24 protein-coding genes and 1 pseudogene are annotated in these 26320 nt (G+C 36.6%); 16 read left to right on the top strand and 9 right to left on the bottom strand.

Features of this window, described 5'->3' with window-relative positions; translation table 11 throughout:
* Nucleotides 1-167 precede the first annotated feature (167 nt).
* Entirely contained in the window at nucleotides 168-1655 is a 1488-nt protein-coding gene (gene dtpB / locus GWI68_RS10260; protein WP_166540210.1) for a dipeptide/tripeptide permease DtpB, read from the bottom strand.
* 598 nt (nucleotides 1656-2253) lie between these two features.
* Nucleotides 2254-2772: a 4-hydroxyphenylacetate 3-monooxygenase, reductase component gene (hpaC, locus tag GWI68_RS10255; RefSeq protein WP_109407878.1), complete on the bottom strand. Its 519-nt coding sequence runs from the start codon at nucleotides 2770-2772 to the stop codon at nucleotides 2254-2256.
* Nucleotides 2773-3362: 590 nt separating this feature from the next.
* Here hpaC and hpaR point away from each other — a divergent pair.
* Nucleotides 3363-3800: a homoprotocatechuate degradation operon regulator HpaR gene (gene hpaR, locus GWI68_RS10250; protein ID WP_166540209.1), complete on the top strand. Its 438-nt coding sequence runs from the start codon at nucleotides 3363-3365 to the stop codon at nucleotides 3798-3800.
* A gap of 68 nt (nucleotides 3801-3868) precedes the next feature.
* On the opposite strand, the gene betT is transcribed toward hpaR, so the two are convergent.
* Nucleotides 3869-5872 carry a choline BCCT transporter BetT gene (gene betT / locus GWI68_RS10245; protein ID WP_166540208.1) on the bottom strand — a complete coding sequence of 668 codons (2004 nt, stop codon included), beginning with the start codon at nucleotides 5870-5872 and terminating at the stop codon, nucleotides 3869-3871.
* Between the two features lie 365 nt (nucleotides 5873-6237).
* Complete coding sequence (locus GWI68_RS10240) at nucleotides 6238-6873, bottom strand: hypothetical protein (RefSeq protein WP_166540207.1); 636 nt, start codon at nucleotides 6871-6873, stop codon at nucleotides 6238-6240.
* 267 nt (nucleotides 6874-7140) lie between these two features.
* Here GWI68_RS10240 and GWI68_RS10235 point away from each other — a divergent pair, with 267 nt between their 5' ends.
* Nucleotides 7141-7815, top strand: coding sequence for a YetF domain-containing protein (locus tag GWI68_RS10235; RefSeq protein WP_166540206.1), 675 nt, complete (start codon nucleotides 7141-7143; stop codon nucleotides 7813-7815).
* An 85-nt stretch (nucleotides 7816-7900) separates the two neighbouring features.
* On the opposite strand, the gene rnz is transcribed toward GWI68_RS10235, so the two are convergent.
* On the bottom strand, nucleotides 7901-8818 hold the full coding sequence (gene rnz / locus GWI68_RS10230; RefSeq protein ID WP_166540205.1) for a ribonuclease Z: 918 nt from the start codon (nucleotides 8816-8818) through the stop codon (nucleotides 7901-7903).
* A 9-nt stretch (nucleotides 8819-8827) separates the two neighbouring features.
* The gene (rtcR, locus tag GWI68_RS10225; protein ID WP_166540204.1) at nucleotides 8828-10420 is read right to left on the bottom strand and encodes an RNA repair transcriptional activator RtcR; all 1593 of its coding nucleotides are present in this window, start codon (nucleotides 10418-10420) and stop codon (nucleotides 8828-8830) included.
* A 410-nt stretch (nucleotides 10421-10830) separates the two neighbouring features.
* Here rtcR and GWI68_RS10220 point away from each other — a divergent pair, with 410 nt between their 5' ends.
* Genes GWI68_RS10220 through GWI68_RS10210 form a run of 3 tightly spaced genes read left to right on the top strand, consistent with a single transcriptional unit; the run spans nucleotide 10831 to nucleotide 13332 of the window.
* A complete protein-coding gene (locus GWI68_RS10220; protein ID WP_166540203.1) occupies nucleotides 10831-11031 on the top strand; it encodes a hypothetical protein in 201 nt (66 codons plus the stop codon).
* The gene (locus GWI68_RS10215; protein WP_166540233.1) at nucleotides 10973-12112 is read left to right on the top strand and encodes a slipin family protein; all 1140 of its coding nucleotides are present in this window, start codon (nucleotides 10973-10975) and stop codon (nucleotides 12110-12112) included. The genes GWI68_RS10220 and GWI68_RS10215 overlap by 59 nt, the downstream gene beginning before the upstream one ends.
* A complete protein-coding gene (locus GWI68_RS10210; RefSeq protein ID WP_166540202.1) occupies nucleotides 12109-13332 on the top strand; it encodes an RtcB family protein in 1224 nt (407 codons plus the stop codon). The genes GWI68_RS10215 and GWI68_RS10210 overlap by 4 nt, the downstream gene beginning before the upstream one ends.
* A gap of 435 nt (nucleotides 13333-13767) precedes the next feature.
* On the opposite strand, the gene mrpI is transcribed toward GWI68_RS10210, so the two are convergent.
* Nucleotides 13768-14328 carry a phase variation DNA invertase MrpI gene (gene mrpI, locus GWI68_RS10205; protein ID WP_166540201.1) on the bottom strand — a complete coding sequence of 187 codons (561 nt, stop codon included), beginning with the start codon at nucleotides 14326-14328 and terminating at the stop codon, nucleotides 13768-13770.
* A 676-nt stretch (nucleotides 14329-15004) separates the two neighbouring features.
* Between mrpI and mrpA the strand changes: the two genes are divergently transcribed.
* The 10 genes from mrpA to GWI68_RS10155 all read left to right on the top strand — a co-directional run bounded on the left by mrpA (nucleotide 15005) and on the right by GWI68_RS10155 (nucleotide 24722).
* Nucleotides 15005-15532 carry an MR/P fimbria major subunit MrpA gene (gene mrpA, locus GWI68_RS10200; RefSeq protein WP_109409403.1) on the top strand — a complete coding sequence of 176 codons (528 nt, stop codon included), beginning with the start codon at nucleotides 15005-15007 and terminating at the stop codon, nucleotides 15530-15532.
* A 95-nt stretch (nucleotides 15533-15627) separates the two neighbouring features.
* Nucleotides 15628-16176, top strand: coding sequence for a fimbrial protein (locus GWI68_RS10195; protein ID WP_162557010.1), 549 nt, complete (start codon nucleotides 15628-15630; stop codon nucleotides 16174-16176).
* A 21-nt stretch (nucleotides 16177-16197) separates the two neighbouring features.
* Nucleotides 16198-18813, top strand: a complete 2616-nt coding sequence (locus GWI68_RS10190; protein ID WP_166540200.1) for an outer membrane usher protein — start codon at nucleotides 16198-16200, stop codon at nucleotides 18811-18813.
* A gap of 54 nt (nucleotides 18814-18867) precedes the next feature.
* Nucleotides 18868-19626, top strand: a complete 759-nt coding sequence (locus tag GWI68_RS10185) for a fimbria/pilus periplasmic chaperone (protein ID WP_036932679.1) — start codon at nucleotides 18868-18870, stop codon at nucleotides 19624-19626.
* 13 nt (nucleotides 19627-19639) lie between these two features.
* Complete coding sequence (locus tag GWI68_RS10180) at nucleotides 19640-20185, top strand: fimbrial protein (protein WP_166540199.1); 546 nt, start codon at nucleotides 19640-19642, stop codon at nucleotides 20183-20185.
* An 11-nt stretch (nucleotides 20186-20196) separates the two neighbouring features.
* Nucleotides 20197-20682: a fimbrial protein gene (locus GWI68_RS10175; RefSeq protein WP_166540198.1), complete on the top strand. Its 486-nt coding sequence runs from the start codon at nucleotides 20197-20199 to the stop codon at nucleotides 20680-20682.
* Between the two features lie 10 nt (nucleotides 20683-20692).
* Entirely contained in the window at nucleotides 20693-21241 is a 549-nt protein-coding gene (locus GWI68_RS10170; protein WP_166540197.1) for a fimbrial protein, read from the top strand.
* Between the two features lie 21 nt (nucleotides 21242-21262).
* On the top strand, nucleotides 21263-22090 hold the full coding sequence (locus tag GWI68_RS10165; protein WP_166540196.1) for an adhesin: 828 nt from the start codon (nucleotides 21263-21265) through the stop codon (nucleotides 22088-22090).
* Between the two features lie 21 nt (nucleotides 22091-22111).
* Nucleotides 22112-22432: a helix-turn-helix transcriptional regulator gene (locus GWI68_RS10160; protein WP_109409410.1), complete on the top strand. Its 321-nt coding sequence runs from the start codon at nucleotides 22112-22114 to the stop codon at nucleotides 22430-22432.
* A 715-nt stretch (nucleotides 22433-23147) separates the two neighbouring features.
* Entirely contained in the window at nucleotides 23148-24722 is a 1575-nt protein-coding gene (locus tag GWI68_RS10155) for an AbgT family transporter (protein ID WP_109409411.1), read from the top strand.
* A gap of 119 nt (nucleotides 24723-24841) precedes the next feature.
* Here the strand turns inward: GWI68_RS10155 and GWI68_RS10150 are convergent.
* A pseudogene (locus GWI68_RS10150) lies at nucleotides 24842-25210 on the bottom strand (DUF1992 domain-containing protein); the annotation flags it as partial.
* Nucleotides 25211-25343: 133 nt separating this feature from the next.
* Here GWI68_RS10150 and GWI68_RS10145 point away from each other — a divergent pair.
* Nucleotides 25344-25682: a carboxymuconolactone decarboxylase family protein gene (locus GWI68_RS10145; protein WP_109409413.1), complete on the top strand. Its 339-nt coding sequence runs from the start codon at nucleotides 25344-25346 to the stop codon at nucleotides 25680-25682.
* Between the two features lie 50 nt (nucleotides 25683-25732).
* On the opposite strand, the gene GWI68_RS10140 is transcribed toward GWI68_RS10145, so the two are convergent.
* Nucleotides 25733-26320, bottom strand: a 588-nt coding sequence (locus GWI68_RS10140) for an IS3 family transposase (RefSeq protein WP_166539075.1), incomplete at its 5' end; no start/stop codon positions are given.

Below are 26320 nucleotides of genomic sequence, written 5' to 3'. Positions count from 1 at the left end.
ATCTGCAAAATTAGGTATGAAGTTATGTTGATAATCAATATCTTTATAGTCTCTATTAGAGATATCCGATCCCCATGAAAGAAGATCTAAAATTGAGATAAAGCAGATACAAAAAAGCGTCTATTAATGAATAGACGCTTAAATTAAGTAATATATTAACTGAAAGATTAGCCTGTGACTTTAACGCCTTTGCTTTCTTCTTTCATCATCCGGGTAAGTAGGGGCACTGTTGCCCACATAACCAGACCTACAATTAAGGTCACTATACCAATTTTACCAAACACATCGGTATAAATAGGTAAAGTCTGTAGTGGATCTGTAATACCTTCTGGTGCTGCTGTGAAGGTTGCAACATAACCACCTAACAAATAGGCCGTTGCTTGAGTTAAGAACCACATACCTAAAATAAAGCCCATCATATATTGCGGTACGAAAGCTGCAACCATGGCCAAACCTAATGCACTGATCATTAGCTCACCTAAACTCTGGAATAAATAAACCAGAACGATAAACCAAGGTGATGTTAAGCCTTGAGCATCTGCAAACCACATACCCGATGCGGCAGCTGTAAGGAATCCTAACGAGCACAGAAGCATTCCTGCGGTAAACTTCGCTGGCATTGAGAAGTCTTTGCCTTTCGCGCCTAAACGACTATATACGATGGCTAAGATTGGGCTAGCAATGATAATCCAGAATGGATTTAAAGCTTGGAAGCTTACAGGGTGGATCTCAAAACCCAATAAATTATGATGAACGTTGTGAATAGCAAAGAAGTTTAGTGAGGTTGGCATTTGTGCATAAAGAATGTAGAAAATAACAGCTTCTAACATCAGAACAAAAGCAACATACATTTTATTACGTGCAACACGGTCTTTTTGTTTAAATGCTTCACGGAAATAAATGAAGACAACAATAATAGACAAGCTGACTAAAACAATATTCGCAATCATTACGTTGTGCAGTAACCATGCACAAGCAAATACCATTGCGACAGACCCAGCAATGACTAATAGCAGTTTGTTGTAATTCATTGGTAAATGGTCTGGTTCAGAACCAATATTTGCTACCATCTTACGACAGAAGAAATAAACCAATAAGGCGATAATTAAGCCAATACCACAAATATTATAAGTCAGTCCATATCCATAATGATCGGCAAGTACTGGCGCAATAGATAAAGAAATTAATGAACCAACATTTATCGACATATAAAATAGCGTAAATGCGCCATCAAGACGAGGGTCTTTAGGTGGATAGCATTTTGCTAATAGGCTTGCAGGATTCGCTTTAAATAAACCGTTACCTACAGCGATAGTTCCTAATGCATAGAAAATTAAATTAGGATACATAATTGACATACCAGTCATGAAATAACCGATAGCCAAGACAATAGCACCTAAAACAATAGTTCGTTTTGTTCCTAATAAGTGATCACCAACATAACCACCAATAGAAATAAGCCCATAAACCAGTGCAGAAAATGCACCAAAAGTAATAAAAGCCTGTTCTTGAGAGAATCCAAGTTTACTAACAAAATAAACGGCAAGAATACCTTGTACGCCGTAGTAACCAAAACGTTCCCATAATTCTACAAAGAAAATCATAAAGAATGGTTTAGGCTGTTGTAATAAACCGACTTGAGCGGGTTTATCCATATCTGTAATGCCCCTAATTATTATTTATTTTTAACAACGATGTTATTTACTCAAACTTATGAGATATGTTACATGACGGTAACATTATCTGTCGCATTTAGAGTGATGTTTGCAAATTTAAGAAGGTAATCAGCAAGTCGAGTAGACTAATATATTGATGGAATGACTTCTCAAAGGTTGATCACACTGTAGGGAAGATTAATACCAGATTGAAAAAAATATTCATTAGTTTATTTTCAAATAAAGCTATTTAATTGGCTTTTGGTATAAAATTTCGTCAATAAGACTATTTTTTGTTTGTATTTTAATCTAATTAAAATAAATAAAGATACATGATGAAAGTGGAAAGAAAATATTTTTGATGATGTGACTGATTGATTATAGAAAGAATTTTTTCATTATAATTTAAAGATATTCTTTTATAACAAACAGATGTTAATAAAAGTTTAATAAAGACCTAAAAATTAGGAATTGATATTTAATTAAATAAGTATTCATTTATTTTGGATAAATATTTAATTTTATAAAGATGTTATTAATAATAAAAAACGCCCTTATTGAAAGCGCGTTTTTATCTTGAGTCAGAAATAACCAAAGTTTAAATGGAGATAGGCGCCAATTCATTTTTAACAGAATGGAAACGACGTTTAAAATAAATAAGTCCATCACCATCTTCACGTACAGCAATATTTTTAATTTCAGCCATATAAACAAAATGTGTGCCCACTTGGCGAACATCATAAATATCACCTTCTAAGCAGGCGAGTGCATTTGTTAATACGGGTTGTTGTAATTGTCCGTTTTGCCATCCTGGCTGGGTAAAGCGATCTGCCATCGCGAGCCCTGTCATTCCGGCGAAATGACATGCCATTTCTTCTTGCTCATGATTCAATATATTGATGCTCAATTTTCCATTTTCTTGAAAAATAGCGTTCATCTGACTTTTACTGTTGATGCAAACCATCACGGTAGGTGGGTTATCAGTAACGGAACATACTGCTGTTGCGGTTAAGCCACAGCATCCAGCATCGCCATTTGTTGCAACGATATTAACTGCCGCACCTAAGTTTGCCATTGCATCCCGAAAAAGTGGGTTAGCCTGTTTTTCCTCAGACATTATTTACTCCTACTGCCAGACTTCTCGTCTGTGGGCGTCTTCACTTAAAATAATTATTAGTTAGATAACTAAAAAATCACCTAACTACTCCGCTAACAAAGTTGTAATGTTATTGCCGGTCTCTTTGTTGCGTTGTTTTAAAGCCGTAACGCTACCGCGCATAAACAAAGATAGCAATCTTTCTTTGTTACAACCTGTTAACTTTATCTCAAAAAAATGTGAGACAACCTTATCGCTACGATCATTATTCCTAATTTATAACTAAGGTAATAGGCAAATCAGGCGACTTTTTTCAATAGATAGAGGGATAACACAAATTGTAAACTCATAATAATTGCATATAGGGCAAAAGGTTGAGAACAGAGGTGTTAAAACAAATAAAAGTGAAGGGTGATAAATTGCACAAAGAGAATAAAATTGCAAAAATTGAGTCAACTTTATTTATTTGTTAATATGAATAATTGTAACAAATAGTCTATTCTTAGAATATAGTCATTTTATAAACCATAAACAGCGGTACTTTTTCACTGTCTATATTGAGTGATTTTTCGTCCATTCACCTATAACACCATATAAAGAGCTTCTTGATTATGCATGAATCATTAACTATCGCGCTATTGCAAGCTCGGGAATCTGCGATGGGTTTTTTTCGACCTGTTCTTAAAGAGCATAATCTGACAGAACAACAATGGCGGATTATTCGAGTGCTTGCGGATAAGCGTTCTATTGATTTTCACGAATTAGCACAAAAATCGTGTATTCTTCGACCAAGCCTAACAGGCATTCTGATTAGAATGGAAAGAGACGAGCTAATTTGTCGATTAAAGCCTGTCAGTGACCAACGAAAACTTTTTGTTTCACTTTCTACAAACGGCCAAGATTTATACGATAAAATTCAGCCTAAAATTGAAGAAGGCTATCAATTACTTGAGCAAAAGTTTTCCACTGAAAAACTACAACGACTAGCTGGATTATTAAAAGAGCTGATTGCGCTTAATCCAGATGATATCGAACAATCAGAGAAATAATTTATTATTGATAATAAAAAAGGAGATGCAAGAGCATCTCCTTTTTGTTTGTTATGACTTAGATAATATTATTGTTTACCTAATACATGTAAGAAGTGGATGTGTTTTTCATACTGATCAAGAATATCGTGAATGATTTGTTCTTTCGTCCAGCCCATGACATCGTAGTCTTGTCCACCTTCTTTTAAATGAATCTCAGCGCGATAATATTTATGTTCTTCGTCTCTTTCTTCATCACTTAATCCAGCTAAAGCAAAAGCGGGTTGAGTATAAAAACGCAGACGAACTTCATAGAAGAAATTCATGTCATCGCCTAAATCGACTTCAAAACCAATTCGATCATCTTCATCGTTATGGATAATACATTGTGTCGCTTGTTTACTTAGCTCGGCAGATACCATTTCCATTGAGGGTTGGATCACTTCATCCATAAAACGTTTTACATGAGAACGTTTAGGGAAATAGGCAATATTTCTTAAACGACGTTGCCAAGGGATCGGATTACGGCTTGCTGGTGGCGCAATTGTCGTTAATTGTTGGCTATCACGTTTATATACATCCACTCGCAATGCTTTTATTAACCCATAAATAGAAGCAAGCAATACCATTGAGAAGGGAAGTGCACTTGCAATAGTGACTGTTTGTAGCGCGGTTAAACCACCAGCTAATAATAAAGTAATTGCAGAAACACCCATTAAGCCTGCCCAGAAAATACGTTGCCACACAGGTGTTTCACTATCGCCACCTGAAGCTAAAGTATCAACGACCATAGCACCGGAGTCTGCTGAGGTCACAAAGAAGACAACGACCATCAACATCGCGAAGAAGGATAAAACAGAAGAAAATGGGAAATAATTTAAGAACTCAAATAAAGCCAATGACACATCTTGTTGTACGATATTTGCGAGAGCTTCTGCACCTTTATCTTTGATTAAATGAATAGCGGTATTACCAAATACAGTCATCCAAAGTAAGGTAAAGCCAGCCGGAACAAACAGAACACCGATAACAAATTCACGAATAGTACGACCGCGAGAAATACGGGCAATAAACATCCCTACAAATGGGGACCATGAAAGCCACCAACCCCAATAAAGCAGAGTCCATCCACCTAACCAATCACTCGATTTTGGCTCGTATGCATAGAGATTAAAAGTTTTACTGACAATTTCGGATAGATATCCCCCCGTATTCTCAACAAATGATTTTAATATCAATACGGTTGGACCAAGGATAATGACTAATAAAAGAAGAACAACTGCCAATCCTAAGTTCAGTTCAGATAAAAAACGGATCCCTTTTTCTAATCCAGAAACAACAGAAATGGTTGCAAGTCCTGTTATCACAACAATCAATACAACTTGCACGGTTGGATTAATAGGAACATCAAAAAGGTGATTTAAACCTGCATTAACTTGTAAAACACCAAAACCGAGAGAAGTTGCAACACCAAAAACAGTTCCCACAACGGCAAAAATATCAACAGCATGACCAATTGGGCCATGTATACGATCACCAATAATAGGGTAAAGAGCTGAACGCAACGTTAACGGTAAACCATGACGATAAGAGAAGAATGCTAAGATCAAAGCGACAATCGCGTAAATTGCCCATGCATGTAATCCCCAATGGAAGAAGGTTAGTCGCATCGCTTCTTTAGCAGCTTCTATGGTTTGTGCTTCACCCGTTGGAGGCATAAGGTAATGCATAACAGGTTCTGCAACACCGAAGAACATTAAGCCAATTCCCATACCTGCTGAAAAAAGCATGGCAAACCAAGCAAAATAGCTAAAGTGGGGACGTGCATGATCGGGGCCTAACTTGATCTGACCAAAGCGGGAGAACCCTAAATAAGTCACACTCAGCAAAACCAATGCTACGGCTAGAATGTAGAACCAACTCGCATTTGTGAAGAGGTTTTCCTGAAGATGACCTAGTTTATCATTAGCAAGTTCTGGAAATAGCGCAGAAAATCCAACGATTAATGAAATGAGTAGTGCTGATGTATAAAAAACGGGAGGATTAATTTTTATCCTAATTTTCTGAGGCGTTATATCGTTTTGTTGGCTCATAGTTAACCTATTTTTTGTTATTTTCCTAGAAAGAGACTTTTCGCTACCCTCTATCTGATTGTTTATGTCATCAGAAAAGAAAAGTTCATAAGAAAATTTGAATAAAACACCAAATTGGAAAGATGCTTTATAAAAGAACGGAAGTCAGTTATTTTTTCCGTAAAATGAAGAAAAATATAATTAAATCAAATTAGTAACAACTTTGTATGCTAGGTGCTTTCGCTCTTTAATAGGTTTCTCCTGTTGAAAAAAGGAGAACATGGTTACATTTTTTGCTTAATCGATCAAGCCTCGTCTTTTTTTTGTACAAAAAAAGCCAGTGAAAATTTACTGGCTCTTGATTCATCAAAAAAACTGAAATCTGATTATTTATTTTCAGCTTTTAAATCATCAATTTTTTGTTTGGCTTGATCAGTTAATTGATCTGCTTTATCAAGTGCTTTATTTTCAGTCTCTTGAGCCTGTTGTTTTATATCACCACTTGTTTTTGAAGCATCACCTTTTAGCTGATCAACTTTTGTGTCAGCTTCTTGCATCAGGTTATCTGCTGTTTTACTGGCATCTTGTTTTAACTCTGTCGCTTTTTCAGAGAGTTTATTGCTTTCAGCTTCTAAACTTTGCTTAATCTCTTCTGCTTTTGTTGCACTCGCATCTTTTAACTCATCAGTTTTTTGTGAGATGTTCTCTTTTAGCGCATCTGTTTTTTCATCAGCTTGTGCTTTTAATTCTGCAGCTTTTTGTTCTGCTTTATCTTTTAGCTCTTGAGCTTGTTGTGTTAATTCATCTGCTTTTGCAGCTGCATCTTCTTTTACGTCAGCGGCTTTATCTTTGGCTTGTTCTGTCAACTCGTTAGCTTTATCTTGTGCTGTCTCAGTTACTTGAGTTGCAGTTTCTTTTGCTTTATCTATACCATCATCGACTTTTTTAGATGAATCATCACAACCAGCTGTGATAGTAACCAGACCCGCTAGAACCAATGAAGTAAGTAGTTTTTTATTCATTTTTTTCTCCAAAATGTGTGTTCAAAAACAATTCAGTGATATCCCGCGTAAGTAGTAAAAAAGGCGAGAAGCTATTACGCTGATAGTAAGAGATTACAGATAAACTATCGTAATAAGTATAGTGTGAGTCTTAAAATCAACTAACTTAAGTATATTAAGTGTTTTTTCTTAGTCAAATCCCATGAAAAATAATTTGAATTTTTATCAGGATAGCGTTTTCTGCTTTATAATAATGAGGGCAGACATTATTGGAAATGTGAGATGCAAATGGAATATTACTTTCTGGTTATTATTAAATTTATTATTGGTTTTACTATCATATTAGCCCATATGAATTTATCAGGGAAAACACAACTTTCTCAATTAACTCCCATTGATTTTATTGGCAATTTTGTTCTTGGGGGGATTATGGGAGGGGTGATTTATACTGATGCTATTCCTCTTTACCAATATATTATTGTCTTTTTAATTGGTGTTTGTTTTATCTCTTTGCTCAACTATATCAGCAAACGATTCAATTTTTTTCGTGCGGTTACCATTGGAAATCCGATCCCTATCATAAAGAAGGGCGAGTTTATTATGGAAAACATCATGGAGAAGAAGAATAAAATAGATATTCTTAATATTACTTCACGTCTTCATGCTCAAGGTATCCATTCATTTCAAGAAGTTAACTATGCACAAATTGAACCTGATGGACAAATTACAGTAGTGTGTGACGGTGCTAAAATGCCGTCCTTGATTGTGATGAAAGATGGCGTTATCCGTACTTCAGAATTAGTACAAATAGAAAAAGATGAAGCATGGTTACAAGAAGAAATGAAAAATCAGCATATTGATAAGCCTGAAGATGTTTTTTTAGCTGAGTTTTGGGATGGGAAAGTGAATTTTATTTTGCAAGATGGCAAGATAAAACGTACCGCATCATTACCGAATAATTAACTAAAATACAAATCGATGATTAGGTGAATGCTGTAGAGTAACAATGGCGACGTAATGTCGCTATTGTTACTTTCTAATAGTAGAACTACAACTTAAACACGGCAAAATCAGACGCAATTTCAGTATGGCTAAAAACGTGTTGGCATTCATTGAGCAACTCAACACAGTCTTCTGGTAAATAGCGGCTACTAAGATGGGTAATAATCAACTTTTTGACGTTAGCGTCTTTTGCTAATGTTGCAGCTTGTACTGTTGTTGAATGCCCGCGACTATTTGCTTGTTCTGCCATTTCATGCTTAAACGTTGCTTCATGCACAATAACATCCGCGTTATTCGCTAGTTTTAATGCATCCGGTGTGGGTTGTGTATCACCAAAAATAGCAATACAGCGTCCTTTTATTTCAGGGCCGATATACTCTTGGCCATCAATGACTCTTCCATCGGGTAATGTAATAGTTTTGCCTTGTTTTAACTCTTGTAACCAAGGGCCAGTCGGAATATTTTCAGCTTTTAGCTTCTGAGCATCGAGTTTACCGAGGCTATTTTCTTCCTCTAAGCGATAGCCAAAACAAGGTACTGGATGAGAAAGTGCTTCACAACTGACTTTCATTCCTTCTTCTTCAAACAGAAAACCCGCTTCGTCAATTTCAACAATATTAATAGGATAAGTTAAATAGGATTGACTTAATGTCAGTGATGTTTCTATAAAAGCTTTGATGCCAGAGGGGCCATATACTGTTAAGCTTGTTTCAGTTCCCCCCATTGAACGACTACAAAGTAGTCCCGGCAAACCAAAAATATGGTCACCGTGTAAATGGGTAATAAAAATTTTATTTAAACGCGGCAATTTCACGCGAGTATGCAGTATCTGATGTTGTGTGGCTTCACCACAATCAAACATCCACATACTTTTTTGTTTATTTTGTAAATCAAGCACCATACTTGTGACATTCCTCTCTTTAGACGGAACGCCTGCGTTAGTGCCTAAAAAAATGAGCTCCATAATGAAATATTATTCTCCATGTTGAATTTGTTCCCAATTTAAATCAAATTTCGCAAGATACTTACGTAATCGATCGGCATCGTTGGGTTGTTTTTTATTTTGTCTTGATACTGCGAAAAGTTTTCTACCAGCTTCTGAGAGTGTTGATGATTGCTGACAGGTTTTGATAACTGTATTGAGTTGGCTAAGATCGAAGAGATCAATATCAGTACTATTAAATAAAGAAGATGAAGCCACTCCCCAATTTTGTTTTAAACGATTAATTTCTTCATCAACAAGAGAAAGGGTAATACGACCATTTTCAGCAAGTGTAGCCATTCGCGTTATACTAGCACTAAGTTCACGAAAATTACCACGCCATAAAGCCTGCTCAGATGTGGCAAACCGAATATAGTGAGATTTTGCATCTGAATTAAAGCGGATCGCTTTTTGATAGAGTGTTGTAAAATGATGTAACTCATAGTCGATATTGGGTTCGATATCCTCTTTGCGATCGACTAATCCCGGTAATGAAAAAGACCACATATTAATCCTTGCATAGAGATCTTCGCGAAAAAGCCCCTTTGCAATTTGTTTATCCATATCTCGATGTGTACCTGCTATCAACTGGAAATCGCTTTGTACTTCAGTATCTGAGCCATACGGATAAAAAGATTTTTCTTCTATCGCTTTAAGTAGCATCGCTTGCTCATCAAGCCCTAATTCTGCAATTTCATCCAGAAATAAAATCCCTTTGTTTGCTTCTCTTAATAATCCTTGTCTAGCTTGCAACGCACCGGTAAATGCGCCTTTTACATGTCCAAATAAAGTGGACATGGCGTTGTCACCGCGCAAAGTAGCGCAGTTAACTGCGATAAAACGCCCTTTTACAAAATGGCGCGATTGTCGTAATTCATAAATACGTTGAGCAAGAAATGATTTTCCTGCACCAGTGGGACCCGTTAATAGAATAGGAGCAAAAGAGCGCAACGCTACTCGTTCAATTTGAGCAATTAAGGTATTGAAGCGTTCATTACGTGTGGCAATCCCTGATTTTAAAAAAGAGAGTGACTCATTATGATAGTGTTCAAACCGACTCGTTAACTTTGTATAACGGCTTAAATCAAGATCAATAATGGCATAACTGCCTGTAGCTGACTGTATGGTTTTAGCACCGTCTTCATTTTCTATTTTAGAAGTGGGTGAGGTTTGTAATAGTTTTGCTGGTAAGTAGTGTGCTTCTGTCAGTAGAAACCAACAAATTTGAGCAATATGTGTTCCTGTTGTGATATGCACATAATATTCTTCATTTTCAGTATCAAATGGATAATTTACTGCAAAATCAAGAAAATGGCTGTAAACCTCTTCGAGATCCCACGGATCACAAATATCAATTTCATAAGGCCACACCTCAGTATCAGGTGAGACAGTATGGATATCTTCTGTAATTTTAGATGCTAGCATTGAGTCATTAGGCTGGTGGATCATCACTAATCGGCTAACAGGAAAATCCTTTTGATGACAAATGGAAATTGTTGGGCGCCATGAGTTCCACCTTTTATGGCTTTTACCTCTTTTATCTAATGTTGTGCCTAAAACACCAATCACTACTTTGCGTTTCATTAAATTATCTCTACTTATTTTTTATCTATTTTTATAAATATATAGATAAAAAGATAGTGTTCTGTTGTTTTTAATTTAATGGGTAAATATCTAAAAATTACAAAAAATATTTTTATTAATAAAAAACAATAATTTAGAAATATTTTTTTTATATTTTTAAAACTTGGCACGATATTGGCAATATTATTACTGTCTTGAGCAGATTTTAAATCTGGTAGGCACATGAGGAACACTCTGTAGTGTTATCTAAATGTGTTCCTCCACATCGAGACTCTGTAGGTGAAGAGGGTTATTTTCAGGTTCGATTCCTGACACCAAAACCATTACAAATCCAAATGTAAATTTAAATATAAAAAATCGTTGTGACAGCTGTACCGTCACCTTACTTATCCACCAGCAACGGAGCTGGATTGATAGCAGAAGAAGAGACAAACAAAGTATCGTTCCTCTCTTGTTTTCCTTTCAGTTTCGCAAAGCTTGCCCGTGGAAAAGTAAGTCACGATAAATTGCACTATATAAAGAAGAATAAAAAAGAAGAAGGAACGAAAAATGATAAAAACAACAATAGTGGTAAAACAGGGGCAGTTAGCACTTTTAAAGAAAAAAGATGAATACATTGATGTGCTAACAGCAGGTGAACATAAATTTTTTGATTTTGGGCGTCAGCTCAGTGCAGATGTTTTCCCTTTAAATGGGGGAGCATTAGAAAGCGAGAAAGCCGAATTTTTACGTCAATACTATCCTCAATGGGTGGCTGAGTATGGTTTTGATATTGTGTTATCGGATGAAGAGATTGGCCTTTTATATGAAAACGGCTCTTTAAAAGAGATCTTAGCACCAGGAACGCGACGTTTATATTGGCGGTATGCCGACCGTTCTCTAGAAATAGTATCTATCGATGAACTTGAAGTATCTTCAATATTGATGAAAAAACTCCAGCATCCTAAATTACGAAATCAAGTCATAAAGGGAAGTGAAGGGGTTCTCAATGTGGATATTCCTGCTTGGCATAATGGTGTTATTCGGATCAATGGAGAAACACAAGCCTTATTGCCACCGGGACTAAAAGGATATTGGCGTTATCAGTATAAAGTAGATGTTGAAGTAGTCGATATGCGTTTACAAACACTGGATGTTAGTGGGCAGGAGATCTTAACGAAAGACAAAGTGACACTGCGTATTAATTTATCGGCTAACTGGCGTTATAGCGATGTACTTTTAGCATATCAACAACTGGCTTCACCATTGGAGTTCTTATATAAAGAGTTGCAATTTGCCTTACGCGAAGCAGTAGGAACAAGAACGCTGGATGAATTATTAGAAAATAAAAGCCTGATAGATAGTTTAGTCAGTGAAAAAATCAGTGAAGCCACTCAAGGATATGGTATTGAAGTGGCTTCATTAGGGGTAAAAGATATCGTTTTACCGGGTGAAATGAAAACGATTTTAGCGCAAGTCGTTGAAGCTGAAAAATCAGCACAAGCTAATGTCATTCGTCGAAGAGAAGAGACATCAGCAACACGTTCTTTATTAAATACTGCGAAAGTGATGGAAAATAACCCTGTTGCTTTAAGGCTAAAAGAGCTAGAAACGGTAGAACGTATAGCAGAACGTATTGATAAGATCTCCGTTTATGGCGGTTTAGATCAAGTATTAAACGGATTAGTCCAAATTAAAGGAGCACAAGCATGATATTGGATCACCAAATAGTAAAAGAAGCAGGGACTGCTGAAATTAAAATGTGGACAAATGGTGTGCCTGTTGAGGCCGATGCTCTAAAGCAGCTTATCAATACCGCTAAGATGCCTTTTATCTTTAAACATATGGCGGTTATGCCTGATGTTCACTTAGGCAAAGGTTCAACAATAGGCAGTGTTATTCCAACCAAAGGTGCGATTATTCCAGCGGCTGTTGGTGTGGATATCGGTTGTGGAATGATTGCAGTGAAAACATCATTACATGCAAATGATCTGCCCGATAATTTATTTGCGATAAGAACAGCAATAGAACAAGCCGTTCCTCATGGAAGAACGAGTTATCAATCAGGGAATGATCGTGGTTCATGGAAGAACCCACCTAAACTTGTTGATCAACATTGGCAACAACTTGAAGGACGTTTTAAGGTTTTAACTGATAAGTATCCACGTTTACGAAATACTAATAATTATCGTCATCTTGGAACATTAGGAACAGGGAACCACTTTATTGAGTTGTGTCTTGATGAATCAGATAACGTTTGGGTAATGTTGCATAGTGGATCTCGGGGAGTTGGCAACGCTATCGGTACGTTATTTATACAAATGGCACAAGAAGATATGAGAGAACATATTGCTAATTTGCCAGATAAAAACTTAGCGTACTTAAAAGAAGGAACGCTTTTCTATGATGACTATATAGAAGCGGTTGAATGGGCTCAGGATTTTGCACGACATAATCGAGAAGTCATGATGGAACGTGTGTTGGCCGCATTATCAACACAAATCACTAAACCTTTTACGACACAACAACAAGCAGTGAACTGCCACCATAACTATGTGCAAAAGGAAATGCACTTTGGTGAAGAGATATTGGTAACACGAAAAGGAGCTGTTTCAGCACAACGTGGTGAAATGGGGATCATTCCAGGCTCAATGGGTGCTAAGAGCTTTATTGTAAGAGGAAAAGGAAATGCTGAAAGTTTTTGTTCATGTAGCCATGGTGCAGGACGTGTAATGAGTCGAACGGCGGCTAAAAAAGCCTTTAGTGTTGAAGATCAGATCCGAGCTACAGCTCATGTGGAATGTCGAAAGGATAAAGATGTCATTGACGAAATTCCAATGGCTTATAAGGATATTGATGCAGTTATGAAGGCTCAATCATCTTTGGTTGAAGTTGTTCATACACTAAGACAGGTGGTGTGTGTAAAAGGTTAATCGTACTTTTTTACGGTAATTCATAACTATCCCCTAATAGTAACGTAGGGGATAGTGAGATATGACAGCGTGTGCATGGAATGCAAATGAATACAAGTTAAAGAGTTAAAGTTATTTTTAAATTAAGTCCTTATTTGCTGTTTGAAATTTAAACAATCAATGTTTAGCATTATTAATAAATAATTACTGATATTAAATTTATAGTCGACCAATAAAGATAATCAAAAAACGAATACCTATATTGAGTCACTCTTTAATTAAAAAAGAATTATTAATAACTTATTAATATCTACAATCGCAGTTATTTATTTAGTATAAAACAAATCCTAAATTTCTTAATTATATTAAAAATTAACTTTATTCTTATTGAAAAAATATAGCCTACTCTATTTAGTGTATTAATCTTCATAGCGCATATTAATAAAAAAGTGATTGTTAATTTCTTATATCCCAAATGTGAACAAAACGTTTTGAGTTGCTTGCTGTATAGATAACAGTATGTGAAATATTCCGATGTCCCAAGTAATCCTGAATTAGACGCGTATCTCTACCTAAATCAGCAAGCGCATAGCCACATGCATGGCGTAACATATGGGGATGAGGGCTTATAGATACATTAGCTTCTTTACCTAAACGGCGAAGTAATCCATATACTTGTTGACGAGAGATTGGACCTGTTTTTTGAGATAAAAAGACCCATTCTGAGTCAGATTCTCTCCATGTTTCCCTTTTTTTCAACCAGTTAACCAGCGCATCGTATTCCTCTTCTATAATAGGTTGTGTTGTTGATAAACCTCCTTTCAAGCGCCTGACGTAGAGTATCCTACTTTCCAAATCGATATCGCTTAAAGTTAGTCTGCATAGCTCACTAACACGAAATCCATGTAAAAAACACATTAAAAACATACAGTAATCTCTTTCTGGATATCGTCCTTCTTTTGCTTGCTTCAAAATAGAGTTGATCTCAAAACGTGTAAGAAACTTACGTTGCTTCATTTTTATAACCTTTTCAATGAGATAACAAAGAACAAAAGTCAATTGATACATAACTATAACAAGTAATATGTATCAATAAAGAGTTGTGTTTTTTTTATGCTTGCGCTTTTACTTGTTAATTTTAAACAAGTTTATTGAAAGTTTATTTATTTTTAGAAAATGAAAGTGATTGATTGACAAAGCGAAAAATGAGTATAGGTAGGAATTCGGCCATCTTTAGAGAAATAAACAGAATACACCAAATTGTTTACTATTATTCTCTGGCTTCTCACTTAAGTCAAATTTAATATTCATCACATATCATCATTTATTTAACATATTGATATTTATCATTATTTCAAAAATTAAATATGATTAGTTACTTTGTTTAAAATCTAGAAATAAATTTTTTTACTTTTTTCACAAATTATAGTAATTGCACTTAGAATTATAAACTCTTTTTCTGATATTTAAAGTTAGATTATCTAAATGTGTTTAATTTCGAGATGAAAATTTTTAACAAAACAATTTGGTGTATTTTGTTTTGTTTCTAACGAAATTTAATTTCGTTTTGGACGGGCACAAGTATACCAAAATTAAAAAACTCAATAATGAGTCATTCAATTAGGAATAATTCAATCCTAATGAATTTATTATTTTTAATGTCTTCGTCCTTTATATTTTAGGAAACAAAAAGATGAAATTAAATAAATTAGCGTTAGTTCTTGGCTTAGGTTTATCTGTTGCTGCGGGTTCTGCATTTGCTGCTGACCAAGGTCACGGTACTGTTAAATTTGTTGGTTCAATTATTGATGCACCTTGTTCTATTCATCCTGATTCAGAAAATCAAACTGTTCCATTAGGTCAAATTTCTACTGCTGCATTAAAAGATGGTGGCCGTAGTAATTCTCGTGATTTCAAAATTTCTTTAGAAAATTGCACAACTGAAACTTATAAAACAGTTCAAACAACCTTCACTGGTTCAGAAGATGCAGACATTTTAGCAGGCTCTTTAGGTATTGAAGGTATCGCTAAAAATGCTGCTGTTGTTATCACTGATGCGGGTGGTAAACAAATCAAATTAGGTACACCAAGTGCAGCTCAAAACTTACGTGATGGTAATAATGATCTGAACTTCGCTGCTTACCTACAAGGTTCTGCTGCAGAAGCCGCTGTTCCAGGTGACTTCACTGCAATTGCAACTTTCGCACTGACTTATCAGTAAGAAAAAATAAGTTCTGTACATGGATGTACAGAGCTTTATTTCCTGTGTCTATTTTTAACGATTTTTTTCTTACGGAGAAAAATATGAATCGCAAGATGACACCACTATGGCTATGCCTTATTGCCAGCTTACTGACAACATCGGTAATAGCAAGTGATGTAAAACAAGATAAAAACATGCATCAGCGATTTGGGGTACTTAATCTTTCAGGCTCGATCTTAGAACCATCTTGCACGATTGCAGCAGGAAGTGGTGAACAAGTTATTCCACTGACAACGGTTTCTATTCCAATGTTAGTGACTGAAGGGCGAGGACCTATTGAGTATTTTTCTATCAGATTAACGGAATGTACGCTCATTGAACAAAAAGGTCAGGAAGCGGACAACCCTCGTTTTATTGCAACGTTTGAAGGACCTTCTAACGAAAATGGTAATTTTACGCTTTCTGGTGAAGCAAGAGGTGCATCATTAGCGATAGCTGATCGTTATGGTAGACAAGCTATTCCAGGGCAACCATTGCCCCCTGTTGGTATTGATTCGAAATCAATGGCGTTACTTTATCAAGCGCGAATAGTCAAAAATAACGAAATACCCAAAGCAGGGAATTACCGTACAACGCTGCGATTTAAGCTGGAATACTATTAAATGGATCGGGTTGGATAATTTATGGCGAGATCATTCAAAACCGTTGGTTTAGGGACGGAAAAAAAGAAAAAACAACATACTATTCGGCCTGTTGCTGTACTGATCTATTTAATCCTTACTGGGGCTTCCAGTATTTCAAGTTCAGCTTTAGCAAATAGTGATATTGAATTTAATGCCGATATTCTGGATCTAAAAGATAAGCAAAATATCGACTTATCAGATTTCTCTCGTGCGGGCTATATTATGCCTGGCCGATATGAGTTTGTTGTTCGTGTTAACAATAATGAACTCCCTGAACTTTATAACATTAATTATGTAGTGCCTGCCAATGATCCTAAAGGTAGTGAACCTTGCTTACCTCCAGAATTGATCCATCAAATAGGCCTTAAACCTGAATGGGCTGAAAAAGTTAAATATCAAGATAATGGAAGTTGTCTTGATATCTCTTCCATTCCTGGAATGACAGTAAATGCAAGTCTAGGAAGTGGTAATCTTATTCTGACTATTCCTCAAGCTTATCTTGAATATTCAGCACCAAACTGGGATCCACCTTCTCGTTGGGATCATGGTATCTCAGGAGTGCTTTTTGACTATAACGTCAATGCTAACGTGACAGATCCCGCTAAAGGAAAGCAACGTCAACAAGTTACAGGTTTAGGAACCGTGGGCGCAAACCTGGGGGTTTGGCGTTTCCGTGCTGATTGGCAAGCAAGTTATCAGCATACAACGGGTCTTCCCGATAGTACTGAAAATAGTTGGAAATGGAACCAGCTTTATCTTTATAGAGCAATCACCCAATTAGGGGCTCGCCTTGTGATGGGGGAGACTTATTCACGCTCTGACATTTTCGATAACTTCCGTTTTACTGGGATTAATTTATCTACGGATGACAATATGCTACCGCCTAACTTAAGGGGGTATGCCCCTGAAGTAACGGGGGTCGCAAAAACGAATGCGAAGGTGACGATTAGCCAACAAGGTCGTGTGATCTATGAAACTCAGGTTGCTCCCGGGCCGTTTCGTATTCAAGACATTAATGATGCAGTGAGTGGCAAATTAGATGTACGTGTTGAAGAACAAGATGGATCTGTTCAAGAATTCCAAATGGATACTGCGAGTATTCCTTATTTAACACGTCCTGGCCGAGTGCAATATAAATTATCTGCAGGTAAACCGTCAGATATGAACCGTAATACCGAAGGTCCTATTTTTGGTATGGGTGAATTCTCGTGGGGTATTAGTAATGGTTGGTCACTTTATGGTGGTTCATTAGTCTCTGGCGATTATAACTCTGTTTCTGCTGGTATTGGTCGTGACTTAATGGCGTTGGGTGCCATCTCTTTTGATGCAACACATTCTTGGGCCAAAATTCCAAGTGATAACAAGCGCTATCACGGTGGTTCTTATCGCTTAAGTTACTCAAAACGTTTTGAACAAATAAATAGCCAAGTGACATTCGCAGGCTATCGATTCTCTGAACGTGATTTTATGAGTATGAACCAATATTTAGATCGCCGTTATCGTGATGGTGAAGAAGATAACAATAAAGAGCTTTATACCATTATGTTTAGTAAGCAGTTCCCTGAATGGGGATTAAGTGCTTACTTAAACTATAGCCATCAGACTTATTGGAATAAGCCTAATAATGATAACTATAACTTGTCATTAGCCAAAGCGATGGATATTGGTCGCTTTAAAAACATCAATCTCAGTCTGTCGGCGTTTCGCAATAAATTCAATGGCACCAATGATAATGGCATTTATATGAATGTCAGTATGCCTTGGAGCGATCGTGCAACCATTAGCTACAACACCGTGATTAACAAACACGGTAATTCACATAATGTCAGTTATTACGATCGTATTGATGATAATAGTAGCTATCGTGTTGGTGCTGGCTTAAGTAGTAACGGTAAACCATCTGCAGATGCCTATCTCATGCATTACGCTGATGCAGCATTAATCACTGCCAGTGCGAGCCATATAAATGATGAATACACATCAGCCACATTATCATTGCAAGGTGGGGCAACATTGACACCAAAAGGTGGGGCATTACACCGTACAAGTCGTACAGGTAGTACTCGTTTACTTATTGATACAGATGGTATTTCTGATGTACCAGTGAAGAGTATCGGTGCTATTACTCGTACCAATGCTTTTGGTAAAGCCATACTGCCTGATATCAATGATTATTACCGTAGTAGTGCCAGTATCGACCTTGATCAGATGCCTGATAACGCTGAAGCATTACGCTCAATTCAACAACTAACCCTAACAGAAGGCGCAATAGGCTACCGTCACTTTGATGTAGTGTCGGGACAAAAAGCCATGGCTGTCATTCGTTTACAAGATGGAACTTATCCACCATTTGGTGCCAGTGTCACAACTGATAAAGGCCGAGAGCTCGGTATTGTCAATGATGGTGGAAATGTCTACCTGACAGGTATTAATAGTGGCGATGTGTTGAGTGTGCGTTGGAATGGACAAGCACAGTGCAAAGTTCAGATCCCGACATTAGTTGAAGGCATGTTTATATCTTCATTATTACTAACTTGTGGTGATGGCAATACCACACCATCAACAATCAATCAAAGAACCGAACCCTTACCTAAACCTCAATTGATCACAAAATAAGGTTAGGCAAAAGGGAAAGATAACAATAATTTCAGACAAAAAGAGTAATTTAAAATGATGTTATTAAAGCGCTTATTTGTTGTAACAACCACTTTATTGACTGGAATGATGTTTACTAGTCAAGCCATTGCCGCGATTGCTTTAGATAGAACGCGCGTCATTTTTAATGGCGCGGATAAATCAATTAGTTTAAATGTCAGTAATCAAAATAAAGAGCTGCCTTATTTAGCACAAGGTTGGATGGAAAATGAGAATGGTGAACGTATTGATTCTCCATTGCTGGTTTTACCACCAATCCAACGTATTGAACCAGGCGATAAAAGCCAAGTAAAAGTGCAGTCATTGCCTGACATTGCCAAGTTACCACAAGATAGAGAAAGCGTTTTCTATTTTAACTTGCGTGAAATTCCACCTCGTAGTGATAAACCCAACGTGTTGCAAATTGCATTACAAACACGAATTAAGTTGTTTTATCGCCCAGCGGCTATTTATGCCACTCAAACAGATCTGACTCATCCTTGGCAAGAAAAAATCATCTTAACGAAAAAAGGTGATCGTTACGAAGTGAATAACCCAACACCTTACTACGTAACATTAGTTGATGGATTGACAGGTTTACAAGGGAAAAGTCTTGATGGTTTTCAGCCATTAATGATTGCGCCTAAAAGTACAGGCACGATAAACCTAAATGCTTCTGCATTTGGTGCGTCACCAGTATTAAGTTACATCAATGATTATGGTGGACGTCCACAGATGAAATTTAGCTGTAATGGCAATGAATGCAAAGTGACAGAAACATCAGCAGGATACTAAATAGGTCTATTTTATGAAAATGGAACAGCGGTTTAGCCCAAGCAAAGCAGTGTTGAGTTTTATTCTGGCAACATTTACTGGAGGCCTAAGTTTTACTGCTGTTGCGAATTTACCCGCTAGAGCGGTGAAAGATGTTATTCCAGGAATTGTTTATATCAATATTACTGGGAATGTTATTGCCCCACCGCCTTGTTTGATCAATGACGGCAAAATGATTGAGGTAAATTTTGGCGAAGTGATGAGTACGCGTATTGATGGCGCAAATTATAAACAGCCAGTTCACTATACTGCGACGTGCCAAAAGATGCCGACAAATGCAATGAAGGTTTATATCACTGGCAGCGCAACTGGATTCGATTCAAATGCACTACAAACAGATATTACGGGATTAGGGGTGCGTATTTTATATCAAGGCCAATTATTAGATTTAGGCAAAGCGATTAATTTTACCTACCCTAATTTGCCTGATTTAGAAGCTATTCCTGTTCGTGATCAGAGTGCCACATTAAGTGGTGGTGATTTTGTCGCTAGTGGCACGTTGCATGTGGATTATCAGTAAGGGGCCAGAAAATGAATAAATTAAAATACATATGCCTGATTGCATTACTGAATTCTTACGCGGTCATGGGTGCAGATACGCCGAATATGAAATTATTTGGCACCTTATTAGTTCCACCTCCTTGTGTTATCAGCAATAACCAACTGATTGATGTCTATTTTGGACACAACGTAGGTATTCATAAAGTAGATGGTATTAATTACACCGAATCAGTGAATTATCAACTGGTCTGCGATCCAAATTTAAAAGGATGGGATTTAGGTCTTTCTATTATTGGACCTAAAACACAGTTTGATGAAGCTGCGCTACAAACCAATATTCCTGATTTAGGTATTCATCTCACACAAGATGGTCAGCCTTTTAAATTAAACGAACGCATTGCGATATCACCGGATAATCCTCCAGTGATCCAAGCTGTGCCGGTTAAAAGACCGGGTAGCACGCTACCTGAAGGTGCATTTGAAGTTTCAGCAACACTTCTTGCTGAATACCAATAGGAGCGTATTGATGAAAATGAAAAGATTATCGATCCCGTTCGTTTTGGGCTTTATCACATTTATGGGATTAACATCAACGGCGTTTTCTGTACCAGACAATATGTACTTTCACGGCATATTAGTTGATGAGCCTTGCACCATAAAACCTGGTGATGAAACCGTTGAATTAGATTTTGGCAATATTCCTGATAAGAATCTTTATGCATATCAAAGAACACCAAGCAAATTATTTCAAATTCGCTTATCTGAATGTGATCTCACGATTGGTAAAAGCGTCAAAATTACATTTAAAGGTGATGAAAACCAAGCCATGGCAGGGCAAGGCTTTTTAGCGATTAGCTCAAGTAGCCAAGCGGCAGGAATTGCGGTTGGATTGGAGTCTGAAAATGGAAATGCCTTACCTGTTAATAAAGAGACAGACAAACTTTCATTAAATGCGGATGACACTATTTTAAATTTTTATGCCTTTATTCAAGGGGAACCGGATGCGATTGCCAATCAATCCATTAAACGCGGTCCATTTAGTGCAATAGCCACATTCCATTTGAATTATGACTAATTATTAGGGTTGAGGTTTTCTATGTCTATATTAAAGCGATTTCCAGCTTTATGTATTGCAATAGGTTTGCTGTTTTCAGCGCCGGCGATGGCATCTATTTTTTCTTATATAACACATTCCGAAGGTGAGCCTGCTCACGCCACATATACCTATGTTATTCAACGCTGGGATCCTGAAGACCCTTATACTCCCAACCCTTGTTATGGCTGGAGTAAATGCTGGATAACAATTAACCATAAGCATGATGCTAATGGCTCTCCAGGTTCGGCAGTAAGAAGTATTGTTCGCGTTGAAAAAGAACCTTATTTAGCGGGGGTTCGTGATGCCGTTATGAGAGTTGAGAGTTTTCCAATACAAGGAACGGCAAGACATGATGGTGATCCTCTGACCTCAAACCAAGAGTGTGTTGGGCTATTTTATGAATCTAAGGAAGGCGGCTGGTCTCCAAATGGACGTTTATTACCGGGATCATTATGTGGTATTGCACCGCCACCCGTTGGTGCCTGCAAAATAACAGAAGGAGCTGTAAACCTTAATTATGGCGATATTGACGAATTCAGTTTAGAAAATGCAGCACGCGCTCAAAATATTAATGTGACTTGCAACTTAGCAATGAAAGTTCTGGTTATTGCATCAGGCTCAGACAGTGGCCGAGTTCCATTACGACCTGATAATAGCCTTTATGCTGATTTATTTCTTGATGGTTATCCTGGTGAAAGAGGCTCTGTAATTGATGTTCCTAAAAACGGAACCATACCTGTAGAGGTTAAATCAATTTTACATACCAATGGTCGCGTTGCACCAGGTTATTTCTCTGGTTCAGGTTCAATTATTTTAACGATGCCTTAATCATGATAATGGGTGAATATTATGATGAATTACGATTTTACAGATATTGATGTTAATGCGTTAGTTGGAAAGCGAATTCAAAAAAAGCGTAAAGAATTGGGTTATACCGGTATGCAAATTGCTGAAAAAATTGGTGTAAGCCAACAGCAATTCTCTCGATATGAGCGCGGGATGAACAAGATAGATTTAAGCTATCTTGTTTTATTAGCTAGCTATTTAAATACACCTATTTATTGGTTTTTTGAAGATTGCTTTATACCAAAATCCTCATCAGAAAATCTGCGTGTTGATAAACGTAGCAGTATCATTGCTGAAGCGACACCCGATGTCTTTTTATACTAATACATACGACTAAATAAGATCCAAATTTTGGTGTTCTAGTGTGTATGTGTTTCTTTGATTGATTACCTAATTGGTAAGGCAAGGGAGACCTTGCCCTTTTTTTATATAAAAAGTATTAAATTGTGAGATGAACTTGAGCTGTTATTAAAAAGAGTAAGTATTACTTGCTTTCTTTTTTATCTTTAAAAAATCAGCAATACTATTTTTAAATATTAACTTTTCAATTTTAATCGTTCCTTTCTTAGATTATCTATTCTTCATTCCACGTATAATATCTACTGTAAAATTACCTATTTACGTTACAAATAAACTAAGCTTTTAACCTATCTTGACCATTTATTCGACATTATTTTCTCTTTTATAGTAATTACAACCGTTACTATCAGGTTTATCAGAGTGTTTAATCGATTCTGGCTATTAATTTAAGATATTTTCAGTCATGAAAGGTTAATAAATAATCATAATAATGTTAAAAAATGTTACCTTATGCACATTTTTTAATTTTAGATACTATAAATTAATTTTAATGTAAGTGATTTATAATTGTATGATTTATTTTTATCTTATTGTTTAATAAAGTAAAAAATATATTATCTAATAATTTTATCATGATATTTATCTTAAATAAGGCGGTTGTAAATAGGATTAACAGATAGTCATAACAAAAAGGGTTGTGTACTGTGCATTTTCTGTTTTTTTATAAAAAGGATAAATGATGCAAACAAAAAAACAGGGAGGCAGTCGCTTTCTACGCACAGTGGAGTGGTTAGGAAACGCGCTACCCCATCCCGTTATTTTATTTATTATTTTAATTGCTATTTTACTTGTCTCTTCGGCGGTTGGTGAATATTTTGGTGTTACCGTACAAGATCCCCGACCAGAGGGCGCTAAAGGACGCGCTGAAGATGGCTATATTCATATTATTAGCTTGTTAGATGCCGATGGTATTCGCCGTATATTAGCCAATATTGTCACAAACTTTACGGGATTTGCCCCTTTAGGTACGGTGCTGGTGGCATTATTAGGTGTCGGTATTGCTGAACGTGCTGGTTTATTATCCGCAGTTATGCGTTTAGTGGTAATGAAAGCACCACGTAAAATGACCACTTTAGCCATTGTGTTCGCAGGTATAATGTCGAATACCGCTGCTGAATTAGGGTATGTAGTATTAATACCGTTATCAGCAATTATCTTCCATTCATTAGGACGACACCCTCTAGCGGGACTTGCGGCTGCATTTGCTGGGGTTTCTGGTGGTTACTCTGCTAACTTGCTCTTAGGTACGATAGATCCATTACTATCGGGCATTACACAGCAAGCGGCACGTATCATCGATCCAACTTATATCGTGGGTGCTGAAGCAAACTGGTACTTTATGTTTGTCAGTACATTCCTGATCACTTTCTTAGGTTACTTCATCACCGAAAAAATCGTTGAACCTCAATTGGGTCCATATAACGGTAATGAGCTTGATGAAGAAGAAAATGATTTAAGGAATGCGGCTGAAGTTACGTCGTTAGAAAAGAAAGCATTATGGGCTGCAACGGGTACATTTATTGTTATGTGCGTGATTTTGGCGCTAACTGTTGTTCCTGAAAATGGCATATTGAGAAACCAAGAAACAGGGCTAATTGGTAATTCTCCTTTCTTAAAATCTATTGTTGTCTTTATTTTCTTATTCTTTGCAATTCCGGGTATCGTTTACGGTTGGGTTGCTAAGACAATGAGAACAGATAAAGATATTGTTGATGCCATGGCGAATTCGATGAGTACGCTTGGGCTTTATTTAGTTATTATTTTCTTTGCGGCCCAATTTGTTGCTTTCTTTGGTTGGACAAATATTGGCCAGGTTATTGCTGTTAAAGGTGCTGCATTACTTAACAGTATTGATATGCCAAGTGGTTTGTTGTTTTTAGGGTTCATTTTAATCTGTGCCTTCATTAATTTAATGATAGGTTCTGCATCGGCACAATGGGCGGTAACAGCACCTATCTTTGTACCAATGCTAATGCTTGCAGGTTATGCACCAGAAACAATCCAAGCAGCATATCGAATTGGAGATTCTGTTACTAATATCATTACCCCTATGATGAGTTATTTTGGTTTGATATTAGCGGTTGCTACAAAATATAAGAAAGATACGGGTATTGGTACTATGATTTCTATGATGTTGCCATATTCTGTTATTTTCTTAATTGGCTGGTCACTCTTATTCTACTTATGGGTATTTGTATTCCATTTACCAGTAGGACCTGGCTCACCAATCTATTACACACCAACAGCAGGTTAATTCTTCGCTATAACAGAAGCTTATACAGAGATGTATAAGCTTTTTTCTTTTTCTTTTTCTTTTTCTTTTTCTTTTTCTTTTTCTTTTTCTTTTTCTTTTTCTTTTTTATCCATTTCTTTTTTATGATTTGCCAATTTCTCAGTTAATTGGTTGGCATAATCTGCATGTAAAAACTGAGTATCTAAACCTGCTTGTTGTAATTTTAATTCGAGCAATACTAAACGCTTTTGCAACGATTCATGCTCTTCTCCTGTTTCACTCAGCGTACTTAGAATTTCGGCTAGAGATAATGCTTCTTTTCTATCTTGCATTTCAGGAGGTAAGAAACCTGCATTTTTTAATAAATGATAGCTTGCTCTAAGTGACTCAGGTACATGACTATTATCATCAAGGATCAGAGGTTTTCCTTCACCTTTAAGTGATGATAGCTCACCTTTTTGTAGTGCTTGTTCAATGTGGCGTTCAGCCCATTCATCAATAATTGACATTCTAAACCTCGTTATTTTGAGATTATTTTAAGCAGAAAAGATCACACATGCTCAATTTATCTTGATCAAATTATATGATTTGATATTATATTTTTATATTATATAAAAATATATATTAACTAAGGGATATCTAATGAGTAAGTACAAAGAAATAGTAACAGACATTGCAAATAACATGGGAGCATTGTCTCAAAATATTCCAGAAGTGATGAAAGCTTTTATGAGTACCACAAAAGCAGGGGGCAAAGAAGGAGCATTAGATTCAAAAACAAAAGAATTGATCGCGATTGCAATTGCTGTTGCCAATCGTTGTGATGGTTGTATTGGGTTCCATACTAAAACTTTAGTCGAACTCGGTACAACAGAACAAGAACTTGCAGAAGCATTGGGCGTTGCTATTTATATGGGTGGCGGCCCTTCAGTTATGTATGCCGCCAACACTATGGGTGCTTTTAAAGAATTTAGTAAATAAGATTTTTATCATTATATAACTGACTAGTCCTGATATAGGTTGACAACTTTTCAGGCATAAAACGCTCGATGTACTTCATCGGGCGTTTTATAGTTTAACGATAAGTGTGGCCGTTTTTCATTATAGAGTTGAATTGATTCTTCTACTAATTTTCTTGCTTGTTCCAGATTACTCGGTTTTATCAGTAGATACTCCATTTTTAATATTCCATTAATTCGTTCTGCTAAGGCATTTTGATAACAATCATACCCATCAGTCATAGAACATTGAATATTATGCTCTTTATGTATCTTCTGATATTCCGAAGAACAATACTGTATCCCTCGATCTGAATGATGGATTAACGAAGTTGTCGAAGTCCGTTTTTTTAACGCCTGAACCAACGATTTCTTCACTGAACTTGTTTTCATATTGTTATCTAAATGATATCCCACGATTTTTCGTGAATACGCATCCGTAATTAAACTTAAATAAGTATCACCTTCATGCGTCGATAAATAGGTAATATCTGCCACCCAAAGCTGTTCTGGTTGTGTGGGGATAAACCCTGACTTAATTAAATTTGGATGCCGATGAAAACGATGATGGCTTAAGGTTGTTCGATGATAAGCCCGTTTATTAGGCACCAGTAACTGATG

Source organism: Proteus sp. G2669 (genome assembly GCF_009915245.1).
GTDB lineage: Bacteria > Pseudomonadota > Gammaproteobacteria > Enterobacterales > Enterobacteriaceae > Proteus.
The sequence above is the reverse complement of the archived record's forward strand: the minus strand, read 5'-3'. Positions and strand labels throughout refer to the sequence as shown.